Here is a 24,052-nt window from a genome sequence, read left to right as displayed (position 1 = left end):
TGCGGTCGAGCTCCATATTGACGAAGTTAGCAACGTTTTCACCAACAACCCAAGTGGGCCTAAGTTCTTTGATGATCCTAAACATTTCAGGCCAGAGGTCGCGGTCATCTTCCTTGCCTTTTCGCTTCCCGGCAATACTGTAAGGCTGGCAAGGGAATCCTCCGGAAATAATGTCAACTGTTCCACCTGGTTCGATCACTCCTTTTTCCTCTAAAAGCTGTCTATTCAAGGTGCACACATCGTCAAAAATGGGAACACCGGGGAAATTCTTCTGTAATACCTTTTGGCAAAATGGCTCTCTCTCGCAAAAAGCCACGGTTTCGATGCCGGCCCATTCGGCAGCTAGCGCAATTCCGCCTATACCCGCGAACAATTCAATGCTTTTCATCCGTTTACCCTCCTATCAGCTGCGGCAGGATCACGATTGCCGAGAACAGACCGGCAACCCCAAGTATCGGCAGCAGAAAAGATTGTTTCGGAGCATAGACGACGTTGCCCTTTATCGCCAGCACGTCCATTCGTTCAACGAGAGATTTCACGTGTTCCGGGTGTAGCGCGTACTTCTCAGCCAGCTCGTCAATGGTCATCATGTTGTCCCGTTGTGCCTTGATAGTATGGAGTAAAGAAGATTGTAAAAGTGTCATTCCTGCATCGCCTCTTCCAGTAATCTTAAATCATCGGAATCCATCGCAAGAGTTTGGTTACCACAAAAAGGGCAATAAATTTCAGACGTATAGGCAGGACTTTCTAAAAATGTCCTTTCCTCGCATTCGTCGCAATAGTATCCGAATAATGTTCCATTCACTTTTGGCATTTGGCCGCCGCCTCCTTAATGACATAACCCTTTAAAATCGCTTGATTCAAGTCATACACCGATAGACTATTCAACGGTTCGAATAAATCCTCCCACGGTTCAGCGTCGCCTGATTTGATAAATAAATGCTGTACAACGAACACTATTCTTGCATACTCCGCCGGGCCATTATGCTGTTTCACTTCTTCGCTAGGTGCACTATGAGCGATTTTTAAATAAAACTTCATTCCTTCCTCAATCGCCCGCGCCCGGTCATCCGAACGGCTCCCATGGGTGTAATGGGTATGTTAAGAGTGATCATTTTTCTGTTCCCCCTATCCTGACGATTACCGTAAAGGGCAGGAACGTAAATCTAATAAGTTTCATGCCGCCGACCGAATGTATTTCAAAACCGATATTCCAATTCAAGAGTACGAATCCCCAAAATATTCGTGGCATCACTCCGCCGCCTTTAATAGATCAGGATTTTCGTAGATATTGCCGATGACTTCGATTTCTCTCATGGATGCGTTCATTATCCAAGTGCCTTGATCGTCTCCCATATCGAATACAAACGCCCCAAGAGAATCTTTAAACTTGACCACTGCTTTCATAATCTTGTTTTCGTAATAGACAGACTTGAACTTCACGACATCCCCCTCGTAAATCTCGCGGCCAGTATCGTCCTTTAATCCGGTGTATTGCCCAATTGATTCCCACTCTACCGGTACATGACCGTTATAAGGCGTACTGATATAAGCTAATTTGTCATCATGGTTTAAGTCGATGCCGCCATAAAACCATTTAATATCGCCATAATCCTCAATGGGTTTACCTCTAAATTTAATCTCTCTCATTTTGTAGCCTCCAATAGATCAGGATTTCGATATACATCGCCGATGACTTCATAATCTTCTTCGCAGTAATTTATATCCCCGATCCAGCAAATACCTTTCCCGTTTTCTTCAGCTGTATAATCTGAATAATAACGACTATTAATATTCTCCAAAGTAAATGATCCATCCCGAAATCCGACTGAAGCAGTAAAGTGTTCTTCTATTTCGTTTCCATCAAAGAACCAGTGAACACAATGAATAATATCCCCCTCGTAAATCTCCCGGCCGTTTTTGTCTTTTAATCCGGTGTATAAATCCCGGCTGATCAATTCATATTCATCGGAAAACGCTGGAGACAGCTCGGCGGCCGCCCTTGCTTCTAATTGCGCGATGTTATACCATTTCATTTCAATGTTGCCGCTGGCTTTATGTCTGAATACATAACGAATCTTGATATTATCCATCCTGTTCCTCCCTCGCAGGGAAAGCCCCTGCTCATTAGTCGACTTTGTAACCAATCTCATAATCTACACGTTTAAAACTTCCGTTTATCGTTTGAATAATAGATTTTCCATGCTCTGGGGCATCCATGATGTGGGCCGCTCCTTGCTTCCCATCTAACACGATGACACGGACCTTCCCCGACTCAATAGATTCTGTGAAGCTTAAATCATCGTTTAAATTTATTCGCTCTGGTTTGTACACTAGGCAGCCCCCTTATGCTATGATAGAAGTACCAGTTCATATCAGAGCACTGAGGCCGCGCGCTTCGGTGCTTTTTTAATACTGTTCAGGTTGCCATTTTTCCATTGTGAAAGCTGGCGACGGTTTCAGGTGTTCCCGGTAGATAATCGGGTTCTTTTTGACGTATTCCGCCAGCTGCTCGGGCGTCATCTTCCATTCGTGAACCGGTCCGGGTTTATACGGGTTATTGTTTTCTTGCATCATAACGACCTCCTGAATTGATTTTCGGTATTTCCGAGCCGCCGAGCTTCTTACAATCTGCGCCCATCCGGCTGGAACATTGTTTATAAAGCGAACAGCGTGTCATACAGACCATGAGCTTATCTTCTTCGCGAACCCACAACGGCCGATCGTCTGCGATTATTACGCTTTGCAGTGGATTTCTCCGCCTTTCCTTTTGTTTTTTTCAGCTTGTCTATTTCGATAAAGCCGAACGATTCATCATAGACGAGCACTTTAAGGGGTGTATCGTATCGGCGTTCATACAGCTTGCGCTTGATTTTAAAGCTTTCCGTCGCAACGCCCTTGATGTCGATTATCTCGATGCTGCCGTCCAAGTTATGAACTTCAAAATCTGCGACATACTCAATCTTCCGAAAAGTTTTTCCGTTCTTTATGAATGCTTCTTGCAACAGGAATCGAGGCTGAAGCTTAAAGTCTTTGATCTGATCCGCCTGCTTGAGCCATTTAAGTTGTAAGTAATACTTGGCTTCGGCTTTGCTGTCGAATTTGATACCGTCAACGTATGTTTTCTTGGCGTTGAATTTATTTGCTCGCATGCCCCTTACCTCCCGTCATCTTGTAACCATTGTTGAATCTGTTTTTCTCTGTATCCGGCCAGCAGCAGGATCGACAGCAAGGCCGGCACCGCTCTAAGCACTCTGAATCAGCTCCATTTGTTTGATTTTTTCTTCAAGAACCCGGATGACCGGGGTTAGATCCTGCCCTTTACCCGGTTGCTTTGGCGTTACCTCAAAAACTCCCGGCATTAATTGATTGACTTGAACGTTTGTCATGTTTGATCTCCTTTATTCAAAAAGTGACTGCAAAAGCTGTTCGTTTTCCTGTTGTGCAATCTTACTTCTGATCTTTTCATCTGGCATTCTAACAGGGAAAGCAAGCTTTTCAACCCTACTGCTGATACGGCCGTCTGGATATTTCAAGTCCAGTTCATTGATAGCCAAGTTACTGGTAAAGATCGTTGGCTTTTTATTTTGCAGCCTAAAATCTAAGATTCGTGTAAACGTTTCTTCAATCCAACCTTTTACGTTTTCAACACCGATATCATCAAAAATAGCCAAGTCTGCTGTCTTTGCCGCTTCTATAATTTCAGATGTTTTTATCTTCGAACCCTCTTCAAACGTCTTTTTAATTTCTCCGATCAGGTCAGCTGTTGAGGAATAAATAATTTTTAATGGTGTATCTGGTTTGTCGTGCATTTTAATAATGGCCTTCATAATGCTTGCGGCAAGCCTTGTCTTTCCGCTGCCCTTTTCCTTACTGTAAAAATAGAGTCCTTTTCCTTGATCTCGCATCTGTTCAAATTTCAAAACATAGTTTTTTGAAATCCGTTTTGCGTTGGCCGCACGCTCTTTTGATATGTCTTGTTCATAGACATCGATTTCAAATGAATTTAAGGTTACGTCTTTAAATTCTTCAGGCAACCGAGCGCCTAACAGCTTTTTTTCTAACAGTTTGACGGCCTTGCAAGGGCATTCTTTCATGAACTCTCTATTTTCTTGATGATCCTTTATCCAGATAAGACCGGAGCCATCACACTGCTTATAAATGCAGTTTTCCTCAGAAATCACAGTGAGTGTCTCGTATCTTTCCGGATAGGCCCTTTTCTCTTGCAAGTGCTTCGAGTCTCTCAACCTCTTGGCTAGATCCGGATTGGATTTTTCCAACTGCTTTAGGGTAAGTGCTAAACTGTTCATCGTTTCGTTTCCCTCCCCGGTTCATCAATTTCATGAGGCCTTGCCGTGCTTTATGGTCGTCTGTGTTTCGAAGAATTCCGAGTGTATACTTTTCTCGTTTGTCGTCATAATGCTCTGCATGCGTCCACATTGCATAATGTAGTTGATCAACGCTGTATTTACTCATTTTTTCAAGGTGATTCGCCAAAAGCTTGGCCGATATTTTGCAATGACTTCGGGTTAGACGGATGCAGTCGAGATATTTAACCAATATGCCTTTTTTCACTCCTTCAGGAAGTGCGCCCATTTTGATTATCATGTCTGCGAATTTATCGATCTCTTTCTCGCTTGAAAGGTTCATATTTTTCAGTTCCGCTGCTTCTAGTGCATCTTTCAATGTGTCTTCGTCACTGACACTCTGTTTTTTCAAGTGTTCAGCATATTCAGGAATGTTTTTGAATTTACCTTGTTCCTGCATGTCCTCACCCTTTCCCTGATGTTCCGTTAACTCTCCGGATTCCTCCGGTGCCGGGGCTTTTTTCTTTCCGTAATTCTTTGTATTTTGAAGTTTTTCGTAATTCAAGATGGTAACGATCAGCCCTCTGTTTTGCTTTAGCCGTCGGGTTTTGATGAAGCCCGCCTCTTCTAATTTCTTGAGCGAATAACGGACCTTTTTTACATCAATGGAGGCATCTCTTGCTAACTCCGTCACGTTTATCAAAGCTTCGCCAGTTTTTAAAGATCCAAACGGAGCGAAAGCAGCTTCCTCAAGTAAGCACATGTATAGTATTTTTTCGCGCCTGTTTTTAAATACACGAGCAGGTGCAACTACATAACCCCAGCCTTCCATATCCATATACACTCACCTACTTCCTTTCACACAGCGCTGTCATTCCGCTGATTCGGACTAATTTCAAGCCCGGTTCATTTGTCTTTAAGTAGCTTTCAACGTAGGAACGGAACAGCTTTGCGCGATTCGGTGCCCCTTCTGATATCCACTTGAAACAGAAGGGGATCGGAACCTTAATCAAATGGGAGTTCATCTTCGCTCATATCTACAGGCTTGCCGTCAAAAGGATCGACGTCCTGCACACTCGGTTTTTCTTCTTGAATTGGTTCCGGTTCAGGATCATTAATAACTGGGCCAGTCCCGCTCGGGAGAACAAATTCGTCATCATAGACTGACTGCGCTTCTGCTGTTATATCCTTCCGGACCGTTTCGTCTTGAGCAACTTGTGATTGAATCTCAATACTGATCGGCAGGTACTTCCACATGCGACGAATTACAGTTTTCTTTGCCATTTCTTCATAATCGGTTTGCCATGGGCCGTTATCTTTCGATTTACTCCGTTTCCGCACGTTTTCAACATCCTGCTTACTGAACACCTCGAATTGATATCCTCCGTCTTTAAAATGGGCAACAGCATAAACATGGGTCATTTCCCCTCTATGACCTGTAGCCGGTTTATGGATCAACTTAGGATGCAGCCCCAATTCATAGACAAATTCATCCGCTTCATGGACAGTGTGAGCGTATATGCTTTCGATATGTCCCGACCGTCTGGCAAGATCAATCATGCCTTTATAGCCGATAATGAATTGAACATCTTTTACCCATTGATCAGGCGCTCCATTTTTGCCTTTGATTTTTCTGTTGAATGGAACAAAGTAACAGTGTCCAATTAATCCCGGTTCAAGTCCTAACTGTGCTGATTGCATTACCGCGCCAAGTAATGAAGCTGGCGAACACTCTTGCAAAGCCGGATTGGTCCTTATAGTGGTTAATGCAATACGTGTGATTCGTTCCGGCGTAATATGTTCCGGCAAAGCTTTTTGAAGCTCCGGCTTCATGTCTTCCAAATAATCCGCAATTGTTCTGGGTTTCTCCGATTTTTGAACAGCGTTAGCTTTATTTGCTAGTTGGTTCCGAATATCTGCATTTTTAGCCATTTGCTTTAATCTCCTTTACTTGGAATCTTCTATGAGACTTAGGCTTACTGAATTTTGCAAAGAGTTCAGGGTGCTCGGCAGCAAACGCTTTTGTATCAAACCGGTTTGCCGTTACTGTTTTCCAAGTCACGCGAGTATTGCCGGCATTCCCGATTTCATACTCTCCCAGCATCCCCTTTAGCTGGTTTTCTGCTTCTCTTAGTTTTACTTCCGCTTCTTTGACTTCTTCCTTGGCTTTTTTATAGCTCTCAATTTGTTCATTCGCTGCTAATGGAAGCTCTTTCTCATCCTCGAGACCAACAGGGTACATATGAGTTAAAAGCTCCGTGGAAGCCTCAGAACCATCAAACATTGGTGGGATCTCATTCATGACATGGTTTTCCCAAAATTCCTTTTCAATCTGAATGAGATACGCGATCAACTCTTCGTCACGATCCACCTTTTTATAAACGAATTTGTTCCCGCCTATTAGAACCGCAATCCACCATGCTTTAAAGCCTGTAACGGCCATATAATGCTGGCATTGGACCAGATAAGCATCCGGTACTTCCTCGCCGTTCCATTCGTCCTTGAGGTGTTCTGACGCCGTTTTACACTCAAGACCTGCCTGCTCACCAACAATGAGCCTGTCCACATTGGCAAGCATAAATGGATAATTTGGATGTTGGAGAATAGCCTTACGGCGTCTCACTTTTTTGCCCGTCCGCTTCGAAAACTCCCGGGCAACCGTTTCCTCATGGATATGGCCCCAGTATGCCGCCTCACTTGATGAATCCTCCTTCGGTGCTTGTCCGATCTTGTCTAAATAAACGGAAACTGGTGTTTTCCACTTACTCAACCCGGCAATGGCCGCGGCATCCGAACCGCCGATACCCGCCCTCCTTGCTTCAAGCCATTGTTCCTCCGTCATGTTTTCAGTTGGCTTGTATACTCGTGCCAGCATCAGAGAGCTCCCACCTTTCTTTGGTGAGCTTCCGTCCCAAGCTGTTGCCATTCCCGATACGCGTCCATAGATGGGAAACTGAAATACGTCCTGCCGTTTTTGTCGATCACGATAGAGCCGTTGACCTTATAAAGCCTCTGCTGATCTTCACGTCTGTTGCTGAATGGTGCTGTAATTGTCTTTGCCATATTTCAAACCTCCATTGTCTTTTATGGGGTGATTTGGTATAATAAGAGAAATGATACTTTCCCAATCAATCAATTTGAGTCCACTCTGCCAAGTGGGCTTTTTTTATTCCTCATCATCTTCCTGCTCTTCCTCGTCCTCATACCTCAAATACTCTTTTGGGTAGCCGAAACGGTTAATTTCTGTGATCATTGGGTGCTCGATGTTCATTTGAAACAACTCCTCATCGTAATTTCTTCAAGGTGTCTTCCAATATAGAAATAACCTCGTTATATCCCTCTTGTAGTTCTTCGAGATTATCCGAACTTGATAATCGATCCGCTTTCTCGATAGCCTCTTCAATTCCGCTTGCTGCCTCGTCACGGAAATCCTCAACCGCATCTAAAGCCGCTTTCAAGTCATATACATTAGCCATTTTTCAACCCTCTTTCTCTGAATTTTTTAAAACGCTGATCCCATATAAGATGCAGTTCAGGATAGTTTCGGATTCTCGCGCACCATGCACGCACTTCTAACGCTGTCGCCGGCTTATGAACGTAATGGAGTATCATCTTAAACACCTGCTAACCACAGTTACATTAAGTTCTCTTTTTCTCATTTTTAAAGCTGTTTCATACAATCGTGCTTTGTTTGCCATTCTGTTTAAATCCTCAGCTAAAACCTTGATGGTTCCCGCCATACTAATTGCTTCCTCAAAATCCCCATCACTCAATGCTTCTGAAAGCATGCCAGACAAATCTTCCACTGATTCCATTTTTCTTTTAGCCGCCTCAATATCTGTTTTTAGAAAATGATTGATTTTCACCTTATACCGCCTGCCTTTCTTCTTTTCTTGCCATTGCCACATGATCGACTAACGCCTTTCGCGTCCATCTGTCGGCAACCTCTTGAATTTTTAGACCGTGATTCCGGGCTAATGAGTAGATCAGCGTTTTATTGGCCGGGATCAGATCGAAAATTTGTTTTATCTCGTTTATCGGTAATTCCGCAGCTCGTCCGGGTCGTTCCCGAGCTAACCACTTCCCGAGGTTTTCAGTCGCTTGCAGCGCCTCTTTTAATTGGTGAATCATATTGATCACTGCCGTGCTGGCGCTTTCGTTCAATGCCGGATCTATCGGGGCCGCCGCCGTCGGGTGCAGCCGGAAAAGGTAATGCACAAGATCGATATGCTCGTACGCTTCGCACGCCTCAAACCACTTTATACAAAGCTGTGGTGTCAAAGTGATCAAACCATTTTCGACATCTGAAATATACTGTTGTCCTTTTCCTCCAAGTAATCTCCCTAACTGAAATTGATTGAATCCGTATCGTTTTCGGATTTCACGCATAATTGAGGGCAAATTATCCAGATTATACGGGTTGTTCTCCATACGTTCGCCTCCTGTTTCACGGTAATTTATTTGGTAAAATTTATTAATGAGGGTACTCGACAGGTTTTAGGAAACCTTTCGAGGCACCCAATTTTCGATATAGTTGATCGCGGTTAACAGCTCCTTACGCTTCACATCTTTATAGCTTGGAACCCCGAATCGGTCTTTAATTTCACGATGTAATTCCTTGAAAAGCCTCCCCGCTTCTTTCTTGTCATCTGTGAAAGAATAGACTCGTCGAGCTATGCCTTTTTGAAGCCTGCGCTGTTCTCCGTGATCAAGTGTGATTTGCTCGTCCACTTTTTCGCTAAGTTCGAGCAACTTATTTTCATGTTTGTTCAGGGCTTTTTGCATTTCGTCCTGACGCTTTGCAGTTTCTAAAGTGAGTTCAAGAGATACGATGCGCTGCTCTCTTTCAGATAAAATTTTCGGGCTGCCGTATTGGCCTGTTTTTCTGATTGTTGGGATGACTTCAATAGCAAGCCAGTCCTGAAATTGTTCAGCAACTTCGTTCGAGGCTTTAAAAGCCAATTTGTAAACCAATGGTTCAGGGATGAAATCGCCTTTCGCCACAAGTGGCGAATTTTTAGGGAGATAGCTATTCACTCGATTCCATCTGACGTATTTAACGCCGTTTTTAACATCAACAATTCCTAATGATCTCGCGACCTGTTCCACATCGAAAAGAATTTGATCATTTTCGATTTTTGCAGCAACTTCGAACAGCTCATTTTTGAACGTTTGTAATTGATTCATGCTATAACCTCCTTGCAGCTTGTCCATCAAAAAAGGGTGAAGCAAAAATGTTTCAAGCGTTGAGTTTTAATTCTTTATCTGTTGTAAAGTACGGTTCGAGGGCTTTACGGAAGCATTCTTCCCGGTCCATCGTGCCGTATACTTCTTTGCCGACCTTGAGGATCGTTTGCTTTTTCTTTTTTTCTTTCGCCATCGCGATCACCTCACGTCAGTGTATTCGTGTTGGACAGTTGGACTGACCATGGTTCTATGCAGTGTTTTTACCACTACTCGAATCGCGTACTTGATCATCAAAAAAAAGAGTCCAATCAAAATCAAGGACATCAGCTATAGCTTTTGCTGTCGGGACAGATGCATTACGCTCGCCCTGTTCAATAGAGGCATAGGTCGTCCGTGCAATATTCGCTTTACTAGCTACATCTTTTTGAGTTAATCCTTTTCTTAAACGCTGATGTTTTAGCCATGTTTGTTGCTTGGTTTTAGTGGCCAATTTCTTCACCTCCACTACGCATTTCGTGTCGTTGCTTATAATATACTACGCATTTTGAGTCTTGTAAACCCCTTTTTTTAAAAAAATACTCTTTTTGAGTCATCACTTACGATACGCTAAATGTGTAGTTATAATGGTCTGTAGTGTTACAATTTCTGTGAGGCGATAAATTATGAATTTTCCAACCAAATTAAAAAAATTACGGGAAGAAAAAAAGTTAAAGCAACAAGATGTTGCTGATAAATTAGGTATAGCCCGCACCACATATGCATCATACGAGCAAGGAAAAAGGGAACCTGATCATGCTACGTTGGTGAAAATAGCCGACTTTTTCGGAGTCTCCTTGGATTTCCTTTTGAGAGATGAAAACGAAGACTTTCAAGATAAAATTTTTGAAGACGAAGCAAAGAGAATTTTAAAGGATCCCAAAACCTTCCTCGCTGCCCGTGACGGAGAGATTACACCGGAGATTTTAGATGCTGCCCTCGAAATCATCACGGAGCAACTTAAAGAAGGTCGGAAAAAGAAATCTGATTGAGTGAAGAACGACTCCTTATATATATTATTTAGTTATTCTTTAGTTATTTAGTTATCTATAGAAGTTTCCCAAAAAAGACGAATGGAAACTAATTCAAGTCTATCCGTTTCCCGATGTAAAAATATACAAGCCTTTCGGCCCTTGTGTATCAAGGGATTTGAGGGGTGTTCGTTTCCCAATGGAGTTCTCTCTGTTTCCCAATGGATTACTAAAGGAGTACCAAAAATTTTGGCGTTTTCGAGTCTAAAAAAGAGGTGAAAACGATGGAAGACAAAAAACTGGATATGATTCTGAATGCCATAACAGAATTCAGAACGGACTTCGATTCCTTCAAACAGGACACAAGTTCCAAGTTGAATGTCATCAATGAGAAAATCGATAAACTAAATGAAAAGGTCGACGCACAGCATGCTGAGAACATCAATTCAGATAATCTCCTTCTTGAAGAAATCAGCTCCCTTAAAGAAGGCGTCATCTTTGTTAATCGCAAGGTAGCCGATGCAGAATTCGAGATTCATACACTAAAAGCCCGCAAACAACAGTGAATATTTTGACATTTTTGTAATATAATGTTGAAATTTTGAGTTTTTTAGCCTATTATAAAAGACGTACATATATATGAACTGGGGGGCTTTATTTTGAAGAAATTTTTAGTCTTATTTTTATCTCTTGGTCTTGCTCTGGCCTTAGCTGCCTGCGGATCAACAGATGACGTATCAACAGGGGCAGACATTTCCAAAGACAAGAAGACAGAAGAAAAGAAAGATGACGGGTCTAAAAAAGTTGATGCAAGCAAACAAAAAACAGAAGCTTTAGGAATGAAGATCAACCTAGGCGATGTTAAAATTATGAAAGATAAAGTTAATGTAGGAATCAACATTGAAAACACTACAAAAAAACAGCTACACTTCTATCCTGACCAAGGTAAAGCAGTAGTGGGTGACATGCAGTTAGACGCTAATATGTTCTTAACCGACGGTCAAGTAGGTGGAGACGTCGAAGGCGGCGTAAAACAAGATGGCGTACTTGAATTTACTGTACCTGAAGGTAAAGAAATCGATGTTAACAGCGTGAAAGAGGTTAAACTAAAATTCGGTGATGTTACTACTGAAGACTTTATGAAAAATAAAGACGTATCATTCACTGTTCCTGTGAAGTAATTGATACATAAGAAAATCCCTATTTGCAGGGATTTTCTTATGTATAAAAAACAGAACATATATTCCTATTAATCATTGACATTTAAGGGGGAATTCATCTTGGTGTATACCAACAGTCATTTAGAAGATTGGATTGAAAACTTGTATAAAAGAATCAACATCACAACACCCGAGCAAATTAATTTCGAGCTCATCGCCGAGCTGTTAGGAATCAGAGTTTATTTCAAACCATCTCCGTCTTTTTCCTTTAAATACAATGATGTGTATACGATTTCATTAGATAGTCGGAAAATCCGCTGTGAGCAGTGGGATGACTTTGCACACGAATTGTGCCACCTCTTCAGACATGAAGGAGACAAAAAAACAATGCCAAAGTTCTGGTCAGATTATCAGGAGGGACAAGCAAATTACTTCTCATATCACTTTTGTATCCCCACTTTTATGCTGCATACAATAAAAATTACTCATAACCCATTTTTTGATGTCCGCTTCATTGCCAACACCTTCAAAGTCTCTGAACCTTTCGCAAAGACCCGCCTGAATATGTACTTCAGCAAAACCCGCCTAATTATATAATCAAAAAAAGAGCCTTTAAAGGCTCAATCATGGATTAATCGTTTGCCGTAGGTACGCATAACATTGGAAATGTGATTACGAACAGTTTTTTCACTTATAAAGAGCTCGCTTGCGATTTCCTTTGTTGTCTTGTCTTGAACGAGCAGTTCGAACACTTCTCTTTCTCTCTTTGTTAGCAGCGGCTTTGATTGAAACTCTTTCTCCTTCAAGTATTGTAACCCTCCTTGCTAGGTGAGAGCTGATCTGAAACGAATGGGTTTCGATATAGTCGTGATATCATATGAAACATCCCTGAAGTCGGTGACGTTTCCGAAGGAGAAAAGGGTAACCGCTAACACCTATTTTTCGTTTTGATGAAAAACGGCGGGGCAAATCGCCATTTTTAAGGAAAGTACTTCAAAATCCAGGAAATGACCCGCCACCTTTTTGTAATATACGCGTGTTTTTTCTTTTTTCGGACAGCCTTGATAATTTGTGCAGCTGCTTTTTCAGGAGAAGCCGCCCAAAACAGCCTCTCCCCTTTGGCAAGCGCGGTGTTGACGAAGCCGGGCTGAATTTCGGTTACGGCGATGTCAGCATCCGTGCTTTTCATTTTTCGTCTCAGGCCCTTTACATAATTTGAAACGAAAGCTTTTGAAGCGCTGTATAAGGCGGCTGATCCGCTTCCCCGTAATGCGGCAATCGATGAGATGCCGACAAGATGGCCGCGACCGTTTTGGACGAAATGATCGAGAAACAGATTTGCACAAACGACAAACCCTGATACATTCACATCAATCGTTTCTGTTTGCTTTTTCCGGTCCAGTTCGCTTTCGGTATAGCCGACACCGGAACAAATGAAGACGGCGTCCACCTGTCCCATCTCATCAATCAGATCCTTTAAGAGTATATTCGCCCGTTCAGCGTCGGCAACGTCAATTTTTTTGATATATGAAGGATTGGGAAGTTCCTTCTGAAGTTTTTTGAGCAGTTCTACCCGCCTTGCAGCAAGCCCGACGGTAACACCGCTCTCTGACAGCTGTTTGGCGAGCGCTCTTCCGATTCCGGAACTTGCGCCGATCACCGCTGCTTTCTTCATCTCTTTTCTCCTTCCATATTATTTCTCAGGAAATGAACCTGACAATTTCATTTTTTGTTCTTCTGTCCAGCTTTCGGGTTTCCCCGTATCCCTTCCAATTTGAACCATGACGGCTGTTCCAGTAAAACAAGGGACCCCCGCTTCGTTTTCTGCCAGGTAATGGAGCGTGAGCGACGTTTGTCCGAGAGCTGCCGTTTTGACGCCGATGTTTACGTTCTCATGGAGCATGACTTGCCTAAGGTAGTCGCACTGCTGGCTTGCAACGACAGGAATCGTCCGGCTGACTGTTAAGTTATCCATCGCCTGAAGATGTTTGAAATAAGAAATTCTCGCTTCTTCAAAATAGATGAACGGCGTCACATTGTTCATATGGCCGAACATATCCGTTTCCGAAAAACGGACAGACACCTTTTCAAAAAAGGAAAACGACTTGCGCCATTTGTCGAATGACCCCTCAATATATGCAGGCAATTTCAATGTATTCATCCCCTTATATCATGAAAACACCTCTTCAAAACTGAAGAGGTGCGTTTTCATTATTCCGTGTTGTCGCTTCCGAAGAAGTTCTTAAACGCTTGAACGGTTGTATCCCTGTTTAATGCAGCGATCGACGTTGTGAGAGGGATTCCTTTCGGACATGCCTGCACGCAGTTTTGCGAGTTTCCGCAGTTGGCAAGGCCGCCGTCTCCCATAATTGCTTCAAGCCGCTCCGATTTGTTCATCGCTCCTGTCGGATGGGCGTTAAACAGCCGGACTTGCGAAAGCGGGGCAGGCCCCATGAAGCTTGATTTATCATTAACGTTCGGGCAAGCTTGAAGGCAGACGCCGCATGTCATGCATTTTGACAGCTCGTACGCCCACTGCCGTCTTTTTTCCGGCATTCTCGGTCCAGGCCCGAGATCGTATGTGCCGTCGATCGGTACCCATGCTTTGACCTTCTTCAATGAATCAAACATCCGGCTCCGGTCGACTTGAAGGTCTCTGACAACCGGGAATGTTTTCATCGGCTCAAGGCGGATCGGCTGTTCGAGCTGATCGATCAGCGCTGTACACGATTGTCGCGGTCTTCCGTTGATCACCATGGAGCAGGCGCCGCACACTTCTTCGAGGCAGTTCATATCCCAGGCGACGGGCGTCGTTTTTTCTCCTTTTGCGTTAACCGGATTTCTTCTGATTTCCATTAAAGCGGAAATGACGTTCATGTTCGGACGGTAAGCAATTTCAAACTCTTCCTGGTAAGAACCGGATTCTGCTGTATCCTGACGAGTGATGATAAACCTGATTGTCTTATTTTCACTCATGATTTCGCCACCTTTTTCTTCGTGTAATCCCGTTTACGCGGTGTGATTAATGAAACGTCGACATCCTCATAATGGAATTTCGGGGCTTCAAAATCGCCGACATGTTTCGCCATTGTCGTTTTCAGCCATTCCTCGTCATTTCGGTCAGGGAAATCCGGTTTATAATGGGCGCCGCGGCTTTCGTTCCGGTTGTATGCGCCGATCGTGATCACCCTTGCCAGCTGCAGCATGTTTCTCAGCTGACGCGTGAATGCGGCCCCTTGGTTGCTCCATCTCGCTGTATCGTTAATATTGATGTTGCGGTAACGTTCCATAAGCTCCTGGATTTTTTCGTCGGTTTTCAGTAGCATGTCGTTGTGCCGAACAACCGTCACGTTGTCCGTCATCCATTCGCCGAGCTCTTTGTGAAGGACGTAAGCATTTTCATTGCCGTCCATCTTCATGATGTCCGCCCATTTTTCTTCTTCTTTTCTGATATATGAATCATAAAGTGATGAAGATAAATCTTCTGCGGATGTTTCAAGCCCCTGGATGTATTCAACCGCTTTCGGCCCGGCTACCATGCCGCCGTAGATCGCAGACAAGAGCGAGTTCGCGCCGAGGCGGTTTCCGCCGTGCATCGAGTAATCGCACTCTCCTGCGGCAAACAGTCCAGGAATGTTTGTCATTTGGTCGTAGTTGACCCAAAGTCCGCCCATTGAGTAATGAACCGCAGGGAAAATTTTCATAGGCAGCTTGCGAGGGTCATCCCCCATGAATTTTTCATAGATCTCGATAATTCCGCCAAGCTTGATGTCAAGCTCTTTCGGATCTTTATGGGAAAGATCGAGGTACACCATGTTTTCGCCGTTGATTCCGAGCTTTTGTCTGACACAGACATCAAAAATTTCGCGTGTCGCAATATCGCGCGGTACGAGGTTTCCGTATGCCGGATACTTTTCCTCAAGAAAGTACCAAGGTTTTCCGTCCTTATAGGTCCAGACCCGTCCGCCTTCACCGCGGGCCGATTCGCTCATCAGCCGCAGCTTGTCATCTCCCGGGATGGCCGTCGGGTGAATCTGGATGAATTCTCCGTTTGCGTAATATGCGCCCTGCTGGTAGACGATCGAAGCCGCCGATCCTGTATTGATCATGGAGTTTGTCGATTTTCCGAAGATGATCCCGGGTCCGCCGGTCGCCATGATGACCGCGTCAGAACGGAACGATTCGATTTCCATCGTCGTTAAGTTTTGCGCGACGATCCCCCTGCATGTTCTCTCGTCATCAAGTACGGCGCCGAGGAATTCCCAGCCTTCGTATTTTGAAACAAGTCCTTCGACCTCAAAACGGCGAACCTGCTCATCGAGCGCATACAGAAGCTGCTGACCCGTCGTTGCTCCGGCATATGCCGTTCTGTGATGCTGCGTTCCCCCGAAGCGCCGGAAGTCAAGGAGCCCTTCCGGTGTTCTGTTGAACATGACCCCCATCCTGTCGAGCAGGTGAATGATCGACGGCGCAGCTTCGCACATCGCTTTAACCGGCGGCTGGTTGGCCAAAAAGTCACCGCCGTATACCGTATCATCAAAATGCTCCCAAGGAGAGTCTCCTTCGCCTTTCGTATTGACCGCACCGTTGATTCCGCCCTGCGCACATACAGAATGCGACCGTTTCACAGGGACGATCGAAAAGAGTTTTACGTTTGTTCCTGCTTCCGCAGCTTTAATGGTCGCCATCAGACCCGCGAGTCCTCCGCCGACGACGATAATGCTTGAGTTACTCATGCCAGCCCCACTCCCTCTAGTAATCTAGTTCTTTTACACAAATGCCAAAATCGCTCTCAGCCCTACATAGGACAGCACAACAAAGACTCCCATTGTCACAAACGTGGAGATTCGCTGCGAACGCGGGGAGACGGTAATTCCCCAAGTGACAGCAAACGACCATAAACCGTTTGAAAAGTGGAAGATCGTTGAAAGGACACCTACAATGTAAAAGCCGAGCATGATCGGGGAGCTTAAAATATCAGCCATCATGTCAAAGTTTACTTCCGCCCCCATTTGGGCGGCAATCCGCGTTTCCCAGACGTGCCAGCTGACAAAAATTAAGGTAATGATTCCAGTAATCCGCTGCAACACGAACATCCAGTTTCTAAAGTACCCAAATTGGCTCGCATTATTTTTTGCTGTAAACGCTATATATACACCATAAACAGCATGATAAATCAGCGGTAGGAAAATCACGAAGATTTCCAAAGCGTACCTGAACGGCAGGTTTTCCATAAAACCAGCGGCACTGTTAAATGCCTCTTCTCCCCTTGCCGCAAACTGGTTGACAACCAAATGCTGGATTAAAAAAATGCCAACCGGTAAGACGCCAAGTAAAGAATGCAATCTTCGATACACAAATTCTCTGTTCCCGGCCAATTGCTTTACCCCCTAGTAGTTGAAAAGTGCAGAAAAATTGAAAGGTCTCCTATCCCCGTCCTGTTTCAAATATCGCACTTTGTTAAGATTTTATGACAATTTCATTTTACTCCTATGAGAAATAGGCGTCAAGAAAACGCGTACATAAATTGAAATTTTCTAATATTTAATTATATTTCAGAAAATTTTATTTTATTAAAATATAAATATATCAAATTTTTTTCTGTTAAAACGCATGTCCGCACTGTAATCTTGAGCCCCATTTAAGCTATAATATACGGAGGAAAGAGGGGAGACATTGGATATGAATAAATATGAAGCAAACTTAGCGCAATTAAAAGAGCTGGAAGTCTCCGCATATGCCTATGAATTAATCAGGGAAGTGGTTCTTCCGGATATGCTGGGACAAGACTATGCCGACATGATGTACTGGGCCGGGAAAAACCTCGCCCGGAAGTTCCCGCTCGAATCATGGGAAAATATCCCTGCGTTTTTTCATGATGCAGGATGGGGAACGCTCACAATGGTCCATTCAAAAAAACAGGAACTCGAATTTGAACTGGAAGGCCCGCTGGTCTCCAATCGTCTCAAATTTCAAAAAGAGCCTTGCTTTCAGCTTGAAGCCGGGTTTATCGCCGAACAAATCCAGCAGATGAACGAGCACATCGCCGAGTCATACGAACAGGTAAAAAAAAGAGCCGGAAAAGTCGCATTGACGGTGAAGTGGGATTTGAAAGATCCGGCGTAATACATGAGAAAGGGCTGCATGATATCATGCAGCCCTTTTTTACCATGACAAGAATTCTGCCCCGGTATGATATTGTTACATTTTCCCATTTCCATCCGTCACACACGACCTTTCTCCCCGTACATCCGCCATGTATTCGCCTGCTTTTTGAATAAATCGCTCTTCCATTTTAAGGAGTATTGTATTTCTGTTAAATACATCGGATTGCAATTCGCTGATATAAAGGCTTTTTGCCTTGTGGTCCTGCTTGATGACGGCGTCGCGCTTCAGCTCATGTAAACGGCGGTTATCGGCATCTGCCAGCTTTGCATACAGCGTTTCAGCAGCCTCCGCATTACCTTCCATTAATAAATTCATTTCTTCCAGATAAACAATGGCGGTTAATATAGACCGTTTTTGCTTATTTTTGAACAAGCCAAGCCCTTTATGTTCAATTTCGCCCAATATATCTTGGTAAATATTTACTTTCCCTCGGCTTGTCATATCAAAATTAATTTGAGAACAATATAAATAAAAATACAATGCACCCAAACAATTCAGGCTGACCTTCTCAATGGAGTCCGCCTTCACCTTTTGCAGCTCGCCCCTCAATTCCTTCAGCAAAAAATCAAATTGCTTTTCCTCTTTGGAAGACATCAATTCTAAACTCAAAAAATAATAACATGCATACAGGCTGTTCGTGAAAATGAGAATGGCAGGAAGGCCATCCGTAAATAGCAGTGTGGCTGTTCCTATTAAAATTGAAAAAATGCCAAAATAAAAAGCGTATTCATTGTTTTGAACAGCGTACAGAAAAACAAATCCCGACAGAAAACTTGTGACTGGGCCTCCTAAAAGACTCACTGCCGTTTTAATTTTTTCTTTACGATACGCTTCCTTGTCTGTAATGGCTTCACCGTATAAAAACACGGCTCCGCCAAAATATTCGTGCTTCCAGCGAAATATGATGTTCCCGTCTCTAAATATGATGAACGGCCCGAGTGCCAGCCAATCAGCCTTGCGCCTGACGATCCGCCCGAAAAGGATGTGCCCCAGCTCGTGTACGGTAATGCTTGCGATAGCTGCGACGGCCAATGGTCCTATGCTATGTAACAATGCAGTCATAATATGATTCCATTCTCTCCTTATCAGCTAAAATCCTCAATATGGAAATATTAACACAAATTTCACATTCCTCAAATAAAAAAATCCTGGAGGTGTCCCTCCAGGATGCTGCTTCAATTGGCCGGAACGCTGATTTTTGACAATTCAAATGCATCATGCAATGATTCCACGGCCTTTACCATATCGCCTTCATTGATTACGGTTGAGACTTTGATCTCGGACGTGCTGACCATTTTGACCTGGATGTTTTTTTCGGCAAGCACGGCGAACATTTCAGCGGCCACGCCCGGGTTGGAAATCATGCCGGAACCGACGATGGACACTTTGGCGAGTCTGTTTTCGGTCTCAATCCGCTCATATTGCAGCGCGTCTTTGTATTCCTCCAACACCTGAACGGTTCTTGACAGGTCTTCCGTTTTCACGGAGAAGGATATCGACGTTTGGCTCGTGCTTGTGACCGATTGAATGATGATATCAACATTGATGTTTTGTTTTGCGAGCGTCGTAAAAATCGTCGACAATGTCGTCAGCCCGCTTGACAGGCCGCACACCGTGACGCGCGTAATTTGATCTTCAAATGCAATCCCTCTGACGACTAAATTCTCTTCCATGGATGATTCCTCCTCGATTAATGTTCCGGCTTCTTTTTCAGTGCTTGAACGGACCTCTAACGGGACCTGATAGTTTTTCGCAAATTCGACAGCTCTCGGATGCAGGACGCCTGCACCAAGATTGGCAAGCTCCAGCATTTCGTCGTAGGAAATGCCGTCAAGCTTCCTCGCCGTTTTGACATAGCGGGGATCTGTTGTGAAAACGCCCGGCACGTCTGTGTAAATATCGCACTTATCGGCTTTTAAAGCGGCAGCGAGTGCGACCGCCGTCGTATCAGAGCCGCCCCTTCCGAGTGTGGTGATTTCCCCGCCTTCTGTGACACCCTGAAATCCGGCAACAACGACGATCTTTCCTTCTTCCAAGCGCTCCTTCAGCTTTGCCGTCCTGATATCGATGATCCTCGCATTGCCGTGAATGTTTTCGGTTTGGATGCCCGCCTGCCAGCCGGTATATGAAACGGCTTTATATCCTTTCTCCTGCAAGGCCATGGTCAAGAGAGAAATCGTCACCTGCTCACCGGTCGCAAGCAACATATCCATTTCCCGGCGGCTCGGCTGTTCGGTAATTTCCTTGGCAAGACGAACGAGGGAATCGGTCGATTTCCCCATGGCAGACACGACGACGACAACGTCATGGCCCCGCTTTTTTTCCTCGATGACGCGGTTTGAGACGTTTAAGATTTTTTCCACTGATCCTACTGAAGTTCCGCCAAATTTTTGGACGATGAGACCCATATATACCACCCTTTTTGTTTTCAGTCGTGTTTGGTTATGTATGAAGAGGAAAGCCGGCCCTGCGGTTTGTTCGCGAAAAACAAAAAAGCAATGAGAGAATTCCCTCATTGCTTTAACCGACAAACTGCGCCGATGATCTTAAACAACGAGATAGCTCTCCAAGAAAGTGACTTTCTTGACAGCCTCACATTTATTCAATGTAAAGCCAGCAGATAAAACGAATGGATTTTTACCCGCTTCGGCGACGCTCCCCTTTCAGCTTTCATCATCGAAATCCACCTTTCTCAGAAAGCCTACTCTTGAAGTTCGCACCTCTATCTTCACCATATCACACGATCTTATTATGAAATTAGTAAAAATTCTATCAGATTCCTGCAAAAAGTCAATGCTATTTTTTCAGCGCCTCGAAAATCAATTGGGCCGTCTTCAGCGGAATGCCCGCTTGCTGGATGTCTTCGACGCTCGCTTCCTTCATTTTTTTGACCGAGCCGAAGTGCTTTAAAAGCCGCTTTTTCCGCTGCTCGCCGACGCCGGGAATCCCGTCGAGAACGGATTGGAAAGCGCTTTTTCCCCTGAGCTGCCTGTGAAAGCTGATCGCAAACCTGTGCACCTCGTCCTGAATGCGCTGAAGCAAATAAAACTCCTGGCTGTTCCGTTCAAGCCGGACGATCTCAAGCGGATCGCCGATCAGGAGGTTCGATGTTCTGTGCTTGTCGTCTTTTACCAGGCCGGCTACAGGAATATCGAGGCTCAGTTCGTTTTCAAGTACATCGAGCGCGGCTGAAACCTGGCCTTTCCCTCCGTCGATCAAAATCAAGTCGGGCAGGGGCAGATTTTCTTTCAGCACCCTCGTGTATCTCCTTCTGACGACTTCGCGTATGGAGGCGTAATCGTCAGGCCCTTCGACCGTCTTGATTTTATACTTCCGGTACTCTTTTTTATTCGGCTTTCCGTCAAGAAACACGACCATCGCCGAAACCGGGTCCGTCCCTTGAATATTCGAGTTGTCGAACGCTTCAATTCTGTACGGCGTGTAAATTCCGAGGGCTTGGCCGAGCCTTTCGATCGCGCCGATCGTTCGATCTTCATCGCGTTCGATCAGCGAAAACTTCTCTTTCAAGGCAAGCTTCGCGTTTTTATGGGCAAGGAGAAGCAGGTCTTTCTTCGCTCCCCTTTTCGGCTGGCGGACGCTGACATCCAAAAGCTCTTCAATCATGTCTTTGTCGACGCTGTCCGGCACCAAAATTTCCTTGGGAAGAAAATGATTGTTTTTGGAGTAGAACTGGCCGATAAAAGTAAGAAATTCTTCATCCGCTTCCCTGTATAAAGGAAACATGCTGACATCCCTTTCGATCAGTTTCCCCTGCCTGATGAAAAAGACCTGGACGCACATCCAGCCTTTGTCGTACGAGTACGCAAAGACATCGCGGTCAACCATATCGTTCATCGCCATTTTTTGTTTTTCCATCGTCGACTCGATATGGGCGATCTGATCGCGGTATTCCTTGGCTCTTTCAAACTGGAGGTTCTCCGATGCTTCAAGCATTTTCGCTTCCAGTTCTTTTTTCACGTCGCTGTATCCGCCCTTTAAAAAGCGGGTGATTTCTTCGGTCAGCTCTCTGTTCGTCTCCTCTGTTACGTCATAGACGCACGGCGCGAGACACTGGCCGAGGTGATAGTACAAGCAGACGCGGTCAGGCAGCTTCGCGCATTTTCTGAGCGGATACAGGCGGTCGAGCAGTTTTTTCGTTTCCCTGGCGGCCTGCACGTTCGGATACGGACCGAAATAGCGGCCTTTGTCTTTTTTGACCTTCCTTGTTACGATCAGTTTCGGATGCCGTTCATTCGTGATTTTGATAAATGGATAGCTTTTATCGTCTTTCAGCATCACATTATATTTTGGGTCGTATTTTTTGATTAAGTTCATCTCAAGGATCAGCGCTTCGATGTTTGACGAAGTGACAATGTATTCAAAGTCTTCGATTTCGCTGACAAGCCTTTGCGTTTTGGCATCGTGGGACCCGCTGAAATAAGAGCGGACCCTGTTTTTTAATATTTTCGCTTTCCCGACGTAGATCACGGTCTGCTGTCTGTCCTTCATCAGGTAGCAGCCCGGCTGATCAGGGAGAAGGGCAAGCTTTTCTTTGATCGTTTTATTCATCAAAAATCCTTCCTTGTTTCGGCGTTTTACTTGCTTTTAGTTTACCACGGGCGACCACACGTTCTCCACAATTAGAGGTTCTTTTAGAAAGCGGGATCGTATGAAAAAAGCGATCCCCTTGGGAATCGCCTTTTTCTCGTTTTATATTACAAATGTTTGTTGACAAGCTCTTCAAGCGCTTCTTTCGGCTTGAAGCCGACAGATGTTTCGACAACTTCGCCGTCTTTCAGCACAAGCAGAGTCGGGATGCTCATGACGCCGTATTTGCCGGCTGTTTCCTGGTTTTCGTCAACATCGATTTTTACGATTTTCAGTTTGTCTCCCATTTCTTGATCAAGCTCTTCAAGTACAGGCGCAATCATTTTGCAAGGTCCGCACCAAGGTGCCCAGAAATCGGCAAGTACGACGCCTTCGCTTGTTTCAGATGAAAATGTTTGGTCAGTTGCTTTTACGATAGCCATTCTTTCATTCCTCCAATTGTGAAATTATGCTTTTTAGTATAGCATCTCCCTTTGGTTCACGCTAACATATTGCTTGAGTATACGTTTCCCTATCTGCAAAGTTTTACACCTATCCTATGTTATTTTCACCCGGGGCGGAATGTGCCTATATAAAAAGCCGGCCCGTCATAGGCCGGCCCGTTATGTGCTGACAATCAGCTTTTTAAATTCCTCCGTCAAAAGCGGGACGATTTCAAACAAATCTCCGACAATGCCGTAGTCCGCAACCTTGAAAATATCGGCTTCGGGATCTTTGTTGATCGCGACGATGATTTTGCTGTTTGACATGCCGGCGAGATGCTGAATTGCTCCCGAGATGCCGCAGGCGATGTAAAGATCGGGTGTGACGACTTTTCCGGTTTGCCCGATTTGCAGGGAATAGTCGCAGTAATCTGCATCACACGCCCCGCGCGAGGCTCCGACCGCGCCTCCGAGCACATCGGCAAGCTCCTTAAGCGGCTTAAAGCCGTCTTCGCTTTTCACGCCGCGTCCGCCGGCGACGATAATTTTTGCCTCTGACAGATCAACGCCTTCAGACGTTTTCTTGACGACATCCCTGATGATCGTTCTGATATCGGTAACCTTGACCGGAACGCTTTCGACTTGTCCCGTCCGGCTTTCATCTTTAGCGAGCGGCGCGATGTTGTTCGGTCTGATCGTCGCGAAAATCGTATCATCGTCAGAAACGATCCGCTCAAACGCTTTGCCTGAATAAATCGGCCGCGTAAAGACGACATTTCCGCCTGTCACACTGACGTCGATCGCATCTGAGATCAGCCCTGTCCCAAGGCGGGCAGCAACCTTCGGCGTGAAATCTTTTCCCACTGATGTGTGCCCGGCAATGATCGCATCCGGCTCTTCTTTTTCCAGTATCGGCATAAACGCTTGCACGAAGCCGTCTGACGTATAGTTTTTCAGAAGCGGATCCTCGGCCGTCAGTACTTTATCTGCGCCGTAATGGATCAGTTCGCCTGCATAATCTGCAACGCCTTCACCGATCAGAACCGCGATCACCTCTCCCCCTTCGGCGATCGTTTTTCCCGCGGCTATGGCTTCAAAGGTGACATTTCTTAATGCGCCGTCCCGGCATTCTCCCAATACGATAACTTTTTTGCTCATATCCGTTTCCCCCTGTATTTTGATGACCGTGTTTC

37 protein-coding genes and 1 riboswitch are annotated in these 24,052 nt (G+C 44.8%); of the genes, 5 read left to right on the top strand and 32 right to left on the bottom strand.

From position 1 onward, the window contains the following. From AB447_RS07195 to AB447_RS07115, 21 genes are all read right to left on the bottom strand, one after another. Positions 1–388 (bottom strand): DNA cytosine methyltransferase (locus tag AB447_RS07195; protein WP_172796329.1); only part of this gene is annotated, 388 nt, incomplete at its 3' end. A 4-nt stretch (positions 389–392) separates the two neighbouring features. Further along, complete coding sequence (locus AB447_RS07190; RefSeq protein ID WP_048355002.1) at positions 393–644, bottom strand: hypothetical protein; 252 nt, start codon at positions 642–644, stop codon at positions 393–395. After that, positions 641–814, bottom strand: a complete 174-nt coding sequence (locus AB447_RS26185) for a hypothetical protein (protein ID WP_172796328.1) — start codon at positions 812–814, stop codon at positions 641–643. The genes AB447_RS07190 and AB447_RS26185 overlap by 4 nt, the downstream gene beginning before the upstream one ends. Continuing rightward, the gene (locus tag AB447_RS07185) at positions 802–1,041 is read right to left on the bottom strand and encodes a hypothetical protein (protein WP_048355003.1); all 240 of its coding nucleotides are present in this window, start codon (positions 1,039–1,041) and stop codon (positions 802–804) included. The genes AB447_RS26185 and AB447_RS07185 overlap by 13 nt, the downstream gene beginning before the upstream one ends. Before the next feature lie 210 nt (positions 1,042–1,251). After that, positions 1,252–1,650 carry a YopX family protein gene (locus AB447_RS07180; RefSeq protein ID WP_048355004.1) on the bottom strand — a complete coding sequence of 133 codons (399 nt, stop codon included), beginning with the start codon at positions 1,648–1,650 and terminating at the stop codon, positions 1,252–1,254. After that, positions 1,647–2,093, bottom strand: coding sequence for a YopX family protein (locus AB447_RS07175; protein WP_048355005.1), 447 nt, complete (start codon positions 2,091–2,093; stop codon positions 1,647–1,649). The genes AB447_RS07180 and AB447_RS07175 overlap by 4 nt, the downstream gene beginning before the upstream one ends. A 34-nt stretch (positions 2,094–2,127) precedes the next feature. Continuing rightward, entirely contained in the window at positions 2,128–2,334 is a 207-nt protein-coding gene (locus AB447_RS07170) for an XtrA/YqaO family protein (protein WP_048355006.1), read from the bottom strand. Positions 2,335–2,409: 75 nt separating this feature from the next. After that, the gene (locus AB447_RS26180) at positions 2,410–2,574 is read right to left on the bottom strand and encodes a hypothetical protein (RefSeq protein WP_167543086.1); all 165 of its coding nucleotides are present in this window, start codon (positions 2,572–2,574) and stop codon (positions 2,410–2,412) included. Between the two features lie 119 nt (positions 2,575–2,693). Then, positions 2,694–3,152, bottom strand: coding sequence for a DUF1064 domain-containing protein (locus AB447_RS07165; protein WP_046131957.1), 459 nt, complete (start codon positions 3,150–3,152; stop codon positions 2,694–2,696). A 93-nt stretch (positions 3,153–3,245) separates the two neighbouring features. Further along, positions 3,246–3,389, bottom strand: coding sequence for a hypothetical protein (locus AB447_RS26175; RefSeq protein ID WP_164918168.1), 144 nt, complete (start codon positions 3,387–3,389; stop codon positions 3,246–3,248). A gap of 12 nt (positions 3,390–3,401) precedes the next feature. Then, positions 3,402–4,184 (bottom strand): ATP-binding protein, encoded by a 783-nt coding sequence (locus tag AB447_RS07160; RefSeq protein ID WP_052948543.1) that lies wholly within the window; start codon positions 4,182–4,184, stop codon positions 3,402–3,404. Continuing rightward, entirely contained in the window at positions 4,174–5,145 is a 972-nt protein-coding gene (locus AB447_RS26480; protein ID WP_175075720.1) for a winged helix-turn-helix domain-containing protein, read from the bottom strand. The genes AB447_RS07160 and AB447_RS26480 overlap by 11 nt, the downstream gene beginning before the upstream one ends. A gap of 167 nt (positions 5,146–5,312) precedes the next feature. Next, positions 5,313–6,239, bottom strand: coding sequence for a recombination protein RecT (gene recT, locus AB447_RS07150; protein ID WP_048355007.1), 927 nt, complete (start codon positions 6,237–6,239; stop codon positions 5,313–5,315). Continuing rightward, entirely contained in the window at positions 6,232–7,182 is a 951-nt protein-coding gene (locus tag AB447_RS07145; RefSeq protein WP_048355008.1) for a YqaJ viral recombinase family nuclease, read from the bottom strand. The genes recT and AB447_RS07145 overlap by 8 nt, the downstream gene beginning before the upstream one ends. Then, the gene (locus AB447_RS07140; protein WP_048355009.1) at positions 7,182–7,370 is read right to left on the bottom strand and encodes a hypothetical protein; all 189 of its coding nucleotides are present in this window, start codon (positions 7,368–7,370) and stop codon (positions 7,182–7,184) included. The genes AB447_RS07145 and AB447_RS07140 overlap by 1 nt, the downstream gene beginning before the upstream one ends. Positions 7,371–7,591: 221 nt before the next feature. Further along, positions 7,592–7,783, bottom strand: coding sequence for a hypothetical protein (locus AB447_RS07135; protein ID WP_048355010.1), 192 nt, complete (start codon positions 7,781–7,783; stop codon positions 7,592–7,594). A gap of 132 nt (positions 7,784–7,915) precedes the next feature. Beyond that, complete coding sequence (locus AB447_RS07130; RefSeq protein ID WP_046131952.1) at positions 7,916–8,173, bottom strand: YqaH family protein; 258 nt, start codon at positions 8,171–8,173, stop codon at positions 7,916–7,918. 1 nt (position 8,174) lies between these two features. Then, the gene (locus tag AB447_RS07125; RefSeq protein ID WP_046131951.1) at positions 8,175–8,738 is read right to left on the bottom strand and encodes a helix-turn-helix domain-containing protein; all 564 of its coding nucleotides are present in this window, start codon (positions 8,736–8,738) and stop codon (positions 8,175–8,177) included. Between the two features lie 66 nt (positions 8,739–8,804). Further along, positions 8,805–9,494, bottom strand: a complete 690-nt coding sequence (locus AB447_RS07120; protein ID WP_048355011.1) for an ORF6C domain-containing protein — start codon at positions 9,492–9,494, stop codon at positions 8,805–8,807. 52 nt (positions 9,495–9,546) lie between these two features. Then, positions 9,547–9,687 (bottom strand): hypothetical protein, encoded by a 141-nt coding sequence (locus tag AB447_RS26170; RefSeq protein ID WP_164918169.1) that lies wholly within the window; start codon positions 9,685–9,687, stop codon positions 9,547–9,549. Between the two features lie 54 nt (positions 9,688–9,741). Beyond that, the gene (locus AB447_RS07115) at positions 9,742–9,993 is read right to left on the bottom strand and encodes a helix-turn-helix transcriptional regulator (RefSeq protein ID WP_411801470.1); all 252 of its coding nucleotides are present in this window, start codon (positions 9,991–9,993) and stop codon (positions 9,742–9,744) included. 163 nt (positions 9,994–10,156) lie between these two features. Between AB447_RS07115 and AB447_RS07110 the strand changes: the two genes are divergently transcribed. From AB447_RS07110 to AB447_RS07095, 4 genes are all read left to right on the top strand, one after another. Beyond that, the gene (locus tag AB447_RS07110) at positions 10,157–10,522 is read left to right on the top strand and encodes a helix-turn-helix domain-containing protein (RefSeq protein WP_048355013.1); all 366 of its coding nucleotides are present in this window, start codon (positions 10,157–10,159) and stop codon (positions 10,520–10,522) included. Positions 10,523–10,785: 263 nt separating this feature from the next. After that, the gene (locus AB447_RS07105) at positions 10,786–11,067 is read left to right on the top strand and encodes a hypothetical protein (RefSeq protein ID WP_046131947.1); all 282 of its coding nucleotides are present in this window, start codon (positions 10,786–10,788) and stop codon (positions 11,065–11,067) included. Positions 11,068–11,160: 93 nt separating this feature from the next. Next, the gene (locus tag AB447_RS07100) at positions 11,161–11,682 is read left to right on the top strand and encodes a hypothetical protein (protein WP_057957490.1); all 522 of its coding nucleotides are present in this window, start codon (positions 11,161–11,163) and stop codon (positions 11,680–11,682) included. Positions 11,683–11,781: 99 nt separating this feature from the next. Beyond that, on the top strand, positions 11,782–12,258 hold the full coding sequence (locus tag AB447_RS07095; protein WP_046131945.1) for an ImmA/IrrE family metallo-endopeptidase: 477 nt from the start codon (positions 11,782–11,784) through the stop codon (positions 12,256–12,258). A gap of 23 nt (positions 12,259–12,281) precedes the next feature. Here AB447_RS07095 and AB447_RS07090 read toward each other — a convergent pair whose 3' ends face one another. From AB447_RS07090 to AB447_RS07065, 6 genes are all read right to left on the bottom strand, one after another. Beyond that, a complete protein-coding gene (locus AB447_RS07090; RefSeq protein ID WP_046131944.1) occupies positions 12,282–12,467 on the bottom strand; it encodes a helix-turn-helix domain-containing protein in 186 nt (61 codons plus the stop codon). A gap of 173 nt (positions 12,468–12,640) precedes the next feature. Continuing rightward, positions 12,641–13,336, bottom strand: a complete 696-nt coding sequence (locus AB447_RS07085; protein ID WP_048353927.1) for an SDR family NAD(P)-dependent oxidoreductase — start codon at positions 13,334–13,336, stop codon at positions 12,641–12,643. A gap of 18 nt (positions 13,337–13,354) precedes the next feature. Next, positions 13,355–13,813 carry an acyl-CoA thioesterase gene (locus AB447_RS07080; RefSeq protein WP_048353926.1) on the bottom strand — a complete coding sequence of 153 codons (459 nt, stop codon included), beginning with the start codon at positions 13,811–13,813 and terminating at the stop codon, positions 13,355–13,357. A gap of 59 nt (positions 13,814–13,872) precedes the next feature. Then, positions 13,873–14,637, bottom strand: coding sequence for a succinate dehydrogenase iron-sulfur subunit (gene sdhB, locus AB447_RS07075; RefSeq protein WP_048353925.1), 765 nt, complete (start codon positions 14,635–14,637; stop codon positions 13,873–13,875). Continuing rightward, positions 14,634–16,397 (bottom strand): succinate dehydrogenase flavoprotein subunit, encoded by a 1,764-nt coding sequence (sdhA, locus tag AB447_RS07070; protein ID WP_048353924.1) that lies wholly within the window; start codon positions 16,395–16,397, stop codon positions 14,634–14,636. Before sdhA ends, sdhB begins: the two co-directional genes overlap by 4 nt. 33 nt (positions 16,398–16,430) lie before the next feature. Beyond that, positions 16,431–17,039 (bottom strand): succinate dehydrogenase cytochrome b558 subunit, encoded by a 609-nt coding sequence (locus AB447_RS07065; protein WP_048353923.1) that lies wholly within the window; start codon positions 17,037–17,039, stop codon positions 16,431–16,433. Positions 17,040–17,343: 304 nt separating this feature from the next. On the opposite strand from AB447_RS07065, the gene AB447_RS07060 reads away from it, so the two are divergent. Continuing rightward, positions 17,344–17,787 carry a YslB family protein gene (locus AB447_RS07060; RefSeq protein WP_048353930.1) on the top strand — a complete coding sequence of 148 codons (444 nt, stop codon included), beginning with the start codon at positions 17,344–17,346 and terminating at the stop codon, positions 17,785–17,787. A 75-nt stretch (positions 17,788–17,862) separates the two neighbouring features. Here the strand turns inward: AB447_RS07060 and AB447_RS07055 are convergent, their stop codons facing one another. The 5 genes from AB447_RS07055 to AB447_RS07035 form a co-directional block, all read right to left on the bottom strand. After that, on the bottom strand, positions 17,863–18,891 hold the full coding sequence (locus AB447_RS07055) for a M50 family metallopeptidase (RefSeq protein WP_048353922.1): 1,029 nt from the start codon (positions 18,889–18,891) through the stop codon (positions 17,863–17,865). A 113-nt stretch (positions 18,892–19,004) separates the two neighbouring features. Continuing rightward, positions 19,005–20,237, bottom strand: a complete 1,233-nt coding sequence (locus AB447_RS07050) for an aspartate kinase (protein ID WP_048353921.1) — start codon at positions 20,235–20,237, stop codon at positions 19,005–19,007. Between the two features lie 143 nt (positions 20,238–20,380). Then, positions 20,381–20,562: riboswitch (Lysine riboswitch) on the bottom strand. A 63-nt stretch (positions 20,563–20,625) separates the two neighbouring features. Continuing rightward, complete coding sequence (gene uvrC / locus AB447_RS07045) at positions 20,626–22,398, bottom strand: excinuclease ABC subunit UvrC (protein ID WP_048353920.1); 1,773 nt, start codon at positions 22,396–22,398, stop codon at positions 20,626–20,628. A 146-nt stretch (positions 22,399–22,544) separates the two neighbouring features. Further along, the gene (trxA, locus tag AB447_RS07040) at positions 22,545–22,859 is read right to left on the bottom strand and encodes a thioredoxin (protein ID WP_003184189.1); all 315 of its coding nucleotides are present in this window, start codon (positions 22,857–22,859) and stop codon (positions 22,545–22,547) included. A gap of 180 nt (positions 22,860–23,039) precedes the next feature. Continuing rightward, positions 23,040–24,017 carry an electron transfer flavoprotein subunit alpha/FixB family protein gene (locus AB447_RS07035; protein WP_048353919.1) on the bottom strand — a complete coding sequence of 326 codons (978 nt, stop codon included), beginning with the start codon at positions 24,015–24,017 and terminating at the stop codon, positions 23,040–23,042. Positions 24,018–24,052 lie beyond the last annotated feature (35 nt).

The sequence above is a fragment of the Bacillus glycinifermentans genome, assembly GCF_001042475.2.
In the GTDB taxonomy this organism is placed as follows: Bacteria; Bacillota; Bacilli; order Bacillales; family Bacillaceae; genus Bacillus; species Bacillus glycinifermentans.
Note: the sequence above shows the minus strand (reverse complement) of the source record. Positions and strands in the feature narration are given on the sequence as shown.

Bases quoted from the DNA above. Each gene is read 5' to 3' on its own strand.
- AB447_RS07190 (WP_048355002.1), bottom strand. From the start codon at position 644: ATGACACTTTTACAATCTTCTTTACTCCATACTATCAAGGCACAACGG.
- AB447_RS26185 (WP_172796328.1), bottom strand. From the start codon at position 814: ATGCCAAAAGTGAATGGAACATTATTCGGATACTATTGCGACGAATGC.
- AB447_RS07185 (WP_048355003.1), bottom strand. From the start codon at position 1,041: ATGAAGTTTTATTTAAAAATCGCTCATAGTGCACCTAGCGAAGAAGTG.
- AB447_RS07180 (WP_048355004.1), bottom strand. From the start codon at position 1,650: ATGAGAGAGATTAAATTTAGAGGTAAACCCATTGAGGATTATGGCGAT.
- AB447_RS07175 (WP_048355005.1), bottom strand. From the start codon at position 2,093: ATGGATAATATCAAGATTCGTTATGTATTCAGACATAAAGCCAGCGGC.
- AB447_RS26180 (WP_167543086.1), bottom strand. From the start codon at position 2,574: ATGCAAGAAAACAATAACCCGTATAAACCCGGACCGGTTCACGAATGG.
- AB447_RS07165 (WP_046131957.1), bottom strand. From the start codon at position 3,152: ATGCGAGCAAATAAATTCAACGCCAAGAAAACATACGTTGACGGTATC.
- AB447_RS26175 (WP_164918168.1), bottom strand. From the start codon at position 3,389: ATGACAAACGTTCAAGTCAATCAATTAATGCCGGGAGTTTTTGAGGTA.
- AB447_RS26480 (WP_175075720.1), bottom strand. From the start codon at position 5,145: ATGGATATGGAAGGCTGGGGTTATGTAGTTGCACCTGCTCGTGTATTT.
- recT (WP_048355007.1), bottom strand. From the start codon at position 6,239: ATGGCTAAAAATGCAGATATTCGGAACCAACTAGCAAATAAAGCTAAC.
- AB447_RS07145 (WP_048355008.1), bottom strand. From the start codon at position 7,182: ATGCTGGCACGAGTATACAAGCCAACTGAAAACATGACGGAGGAACAA.
- AB447_RS07140 (WP_048355009.1), bottom strand. From the start codon at position 7,370: ATGGCAAAGACAATTACAGCACCATTCAGCAACAGACGTGAAGATCAG.
- AB447_RS07135 (WP_048355010.1), bottom strand. From the start codon at position 7,783: ATGGCTAATGTATATGACTTGAAAGCGGCTTTAGATGCGGTTGAGGAT.
- AB447_RS07125 (WP_046131951.1), bottom strand. From the start codon at position 8,738: ATGGAGAACAACCCGTATAATCTGGATAATTTGCCCTCAATTATGCGT.
- AB447_RS07120 (WP_048355011.1), bottom strand. From the start codon at position 9,494: ATGAATCAATTACAAACGTTCAAAAATGAGCTGTTCGAAGTTGCTGCA.
- AB447_RS26170 (WP_164918169.1), bottom strand. From the start codon at position 9,687: ATGGCGAAAGAAAAAAAGAAAAAGCAAACGATCCTCAAGGTCGGCAAA.
- AB447_RS07110 (WP_048355013.1), top strand. From the start codon at position 10,157: ATGAATTTTCCAACCAAATTAAAAAAATTACGGGAAGAAAAAAAGTTA.
- AB447_RS07105 (WP_046131947.1), top strand. From the start codon at position 10,786: ATGGAAGACAAAAAACTGGATATGATTCTGAATGCCATAACAGAATTC.
- AB447_RS07085 (WP_048353927.1), bottom strand. From the start codon at position 13,336: ATGAAGAAAGCAGCGGTGATCGGCGCAAGTTCCGGAATCGGAAGAGCG.
- sdhB (WP_048353925.1), bottom strand. From the start codon at position 14,637: ATGAGTGAAAATAAGACAATCAGGTTTATCATCACTCGTCAGGATACA.
- sdhA (WP_048353924.1), bottom strand. From the start codon at position 16,397: ATGAGTAACTCAAGCATTATCGTCGTCGGCGGAGGACTCGCGGGTCTG.
- AB447_RS07060 (WP_048353930.1), top strand. From the start codon at position 17,344: ATGAATAAATATGAAGCAAACTTAGCGCAATTAAAAGAGCTGGAAGTC.
- AB447_RS07055 (WP_048353922.1), bottom strand. From the start codon at position 18,891: ATGACTGCATTGTTACATAGCATAGGACCATTGGCCGTCGCAGCTATC.
- AB447_RS07050 (WP_048353921.1), bottom strand. From the start codon at position 20,237: ATGGGTCTCATCGTCCAAAAATTTGGCGGAACTTCAGTAGGATCAGTG.
- uvrC (WP_048353920.1), bottom strand. From the start codon at position 22,398: ATGAATAAAACGATCAAAGAAAAGCTTGCCCTTCTCCCTGATCAGCCG.
- trxA (WP_003184189.1), bottom strand. From the start codon at position 22,859: ATGGCTATCGTAAAAGCAACTGACCAAACATTTTCATCTGAAACAAGC.
- AB447_RS07035 (WP_048353919.1), bottom strand. From the start codon at position 24,017: ATGAGCAAAAAAGTTATCGTATTGGGAGAATGCCGGGACGGCGCATTA.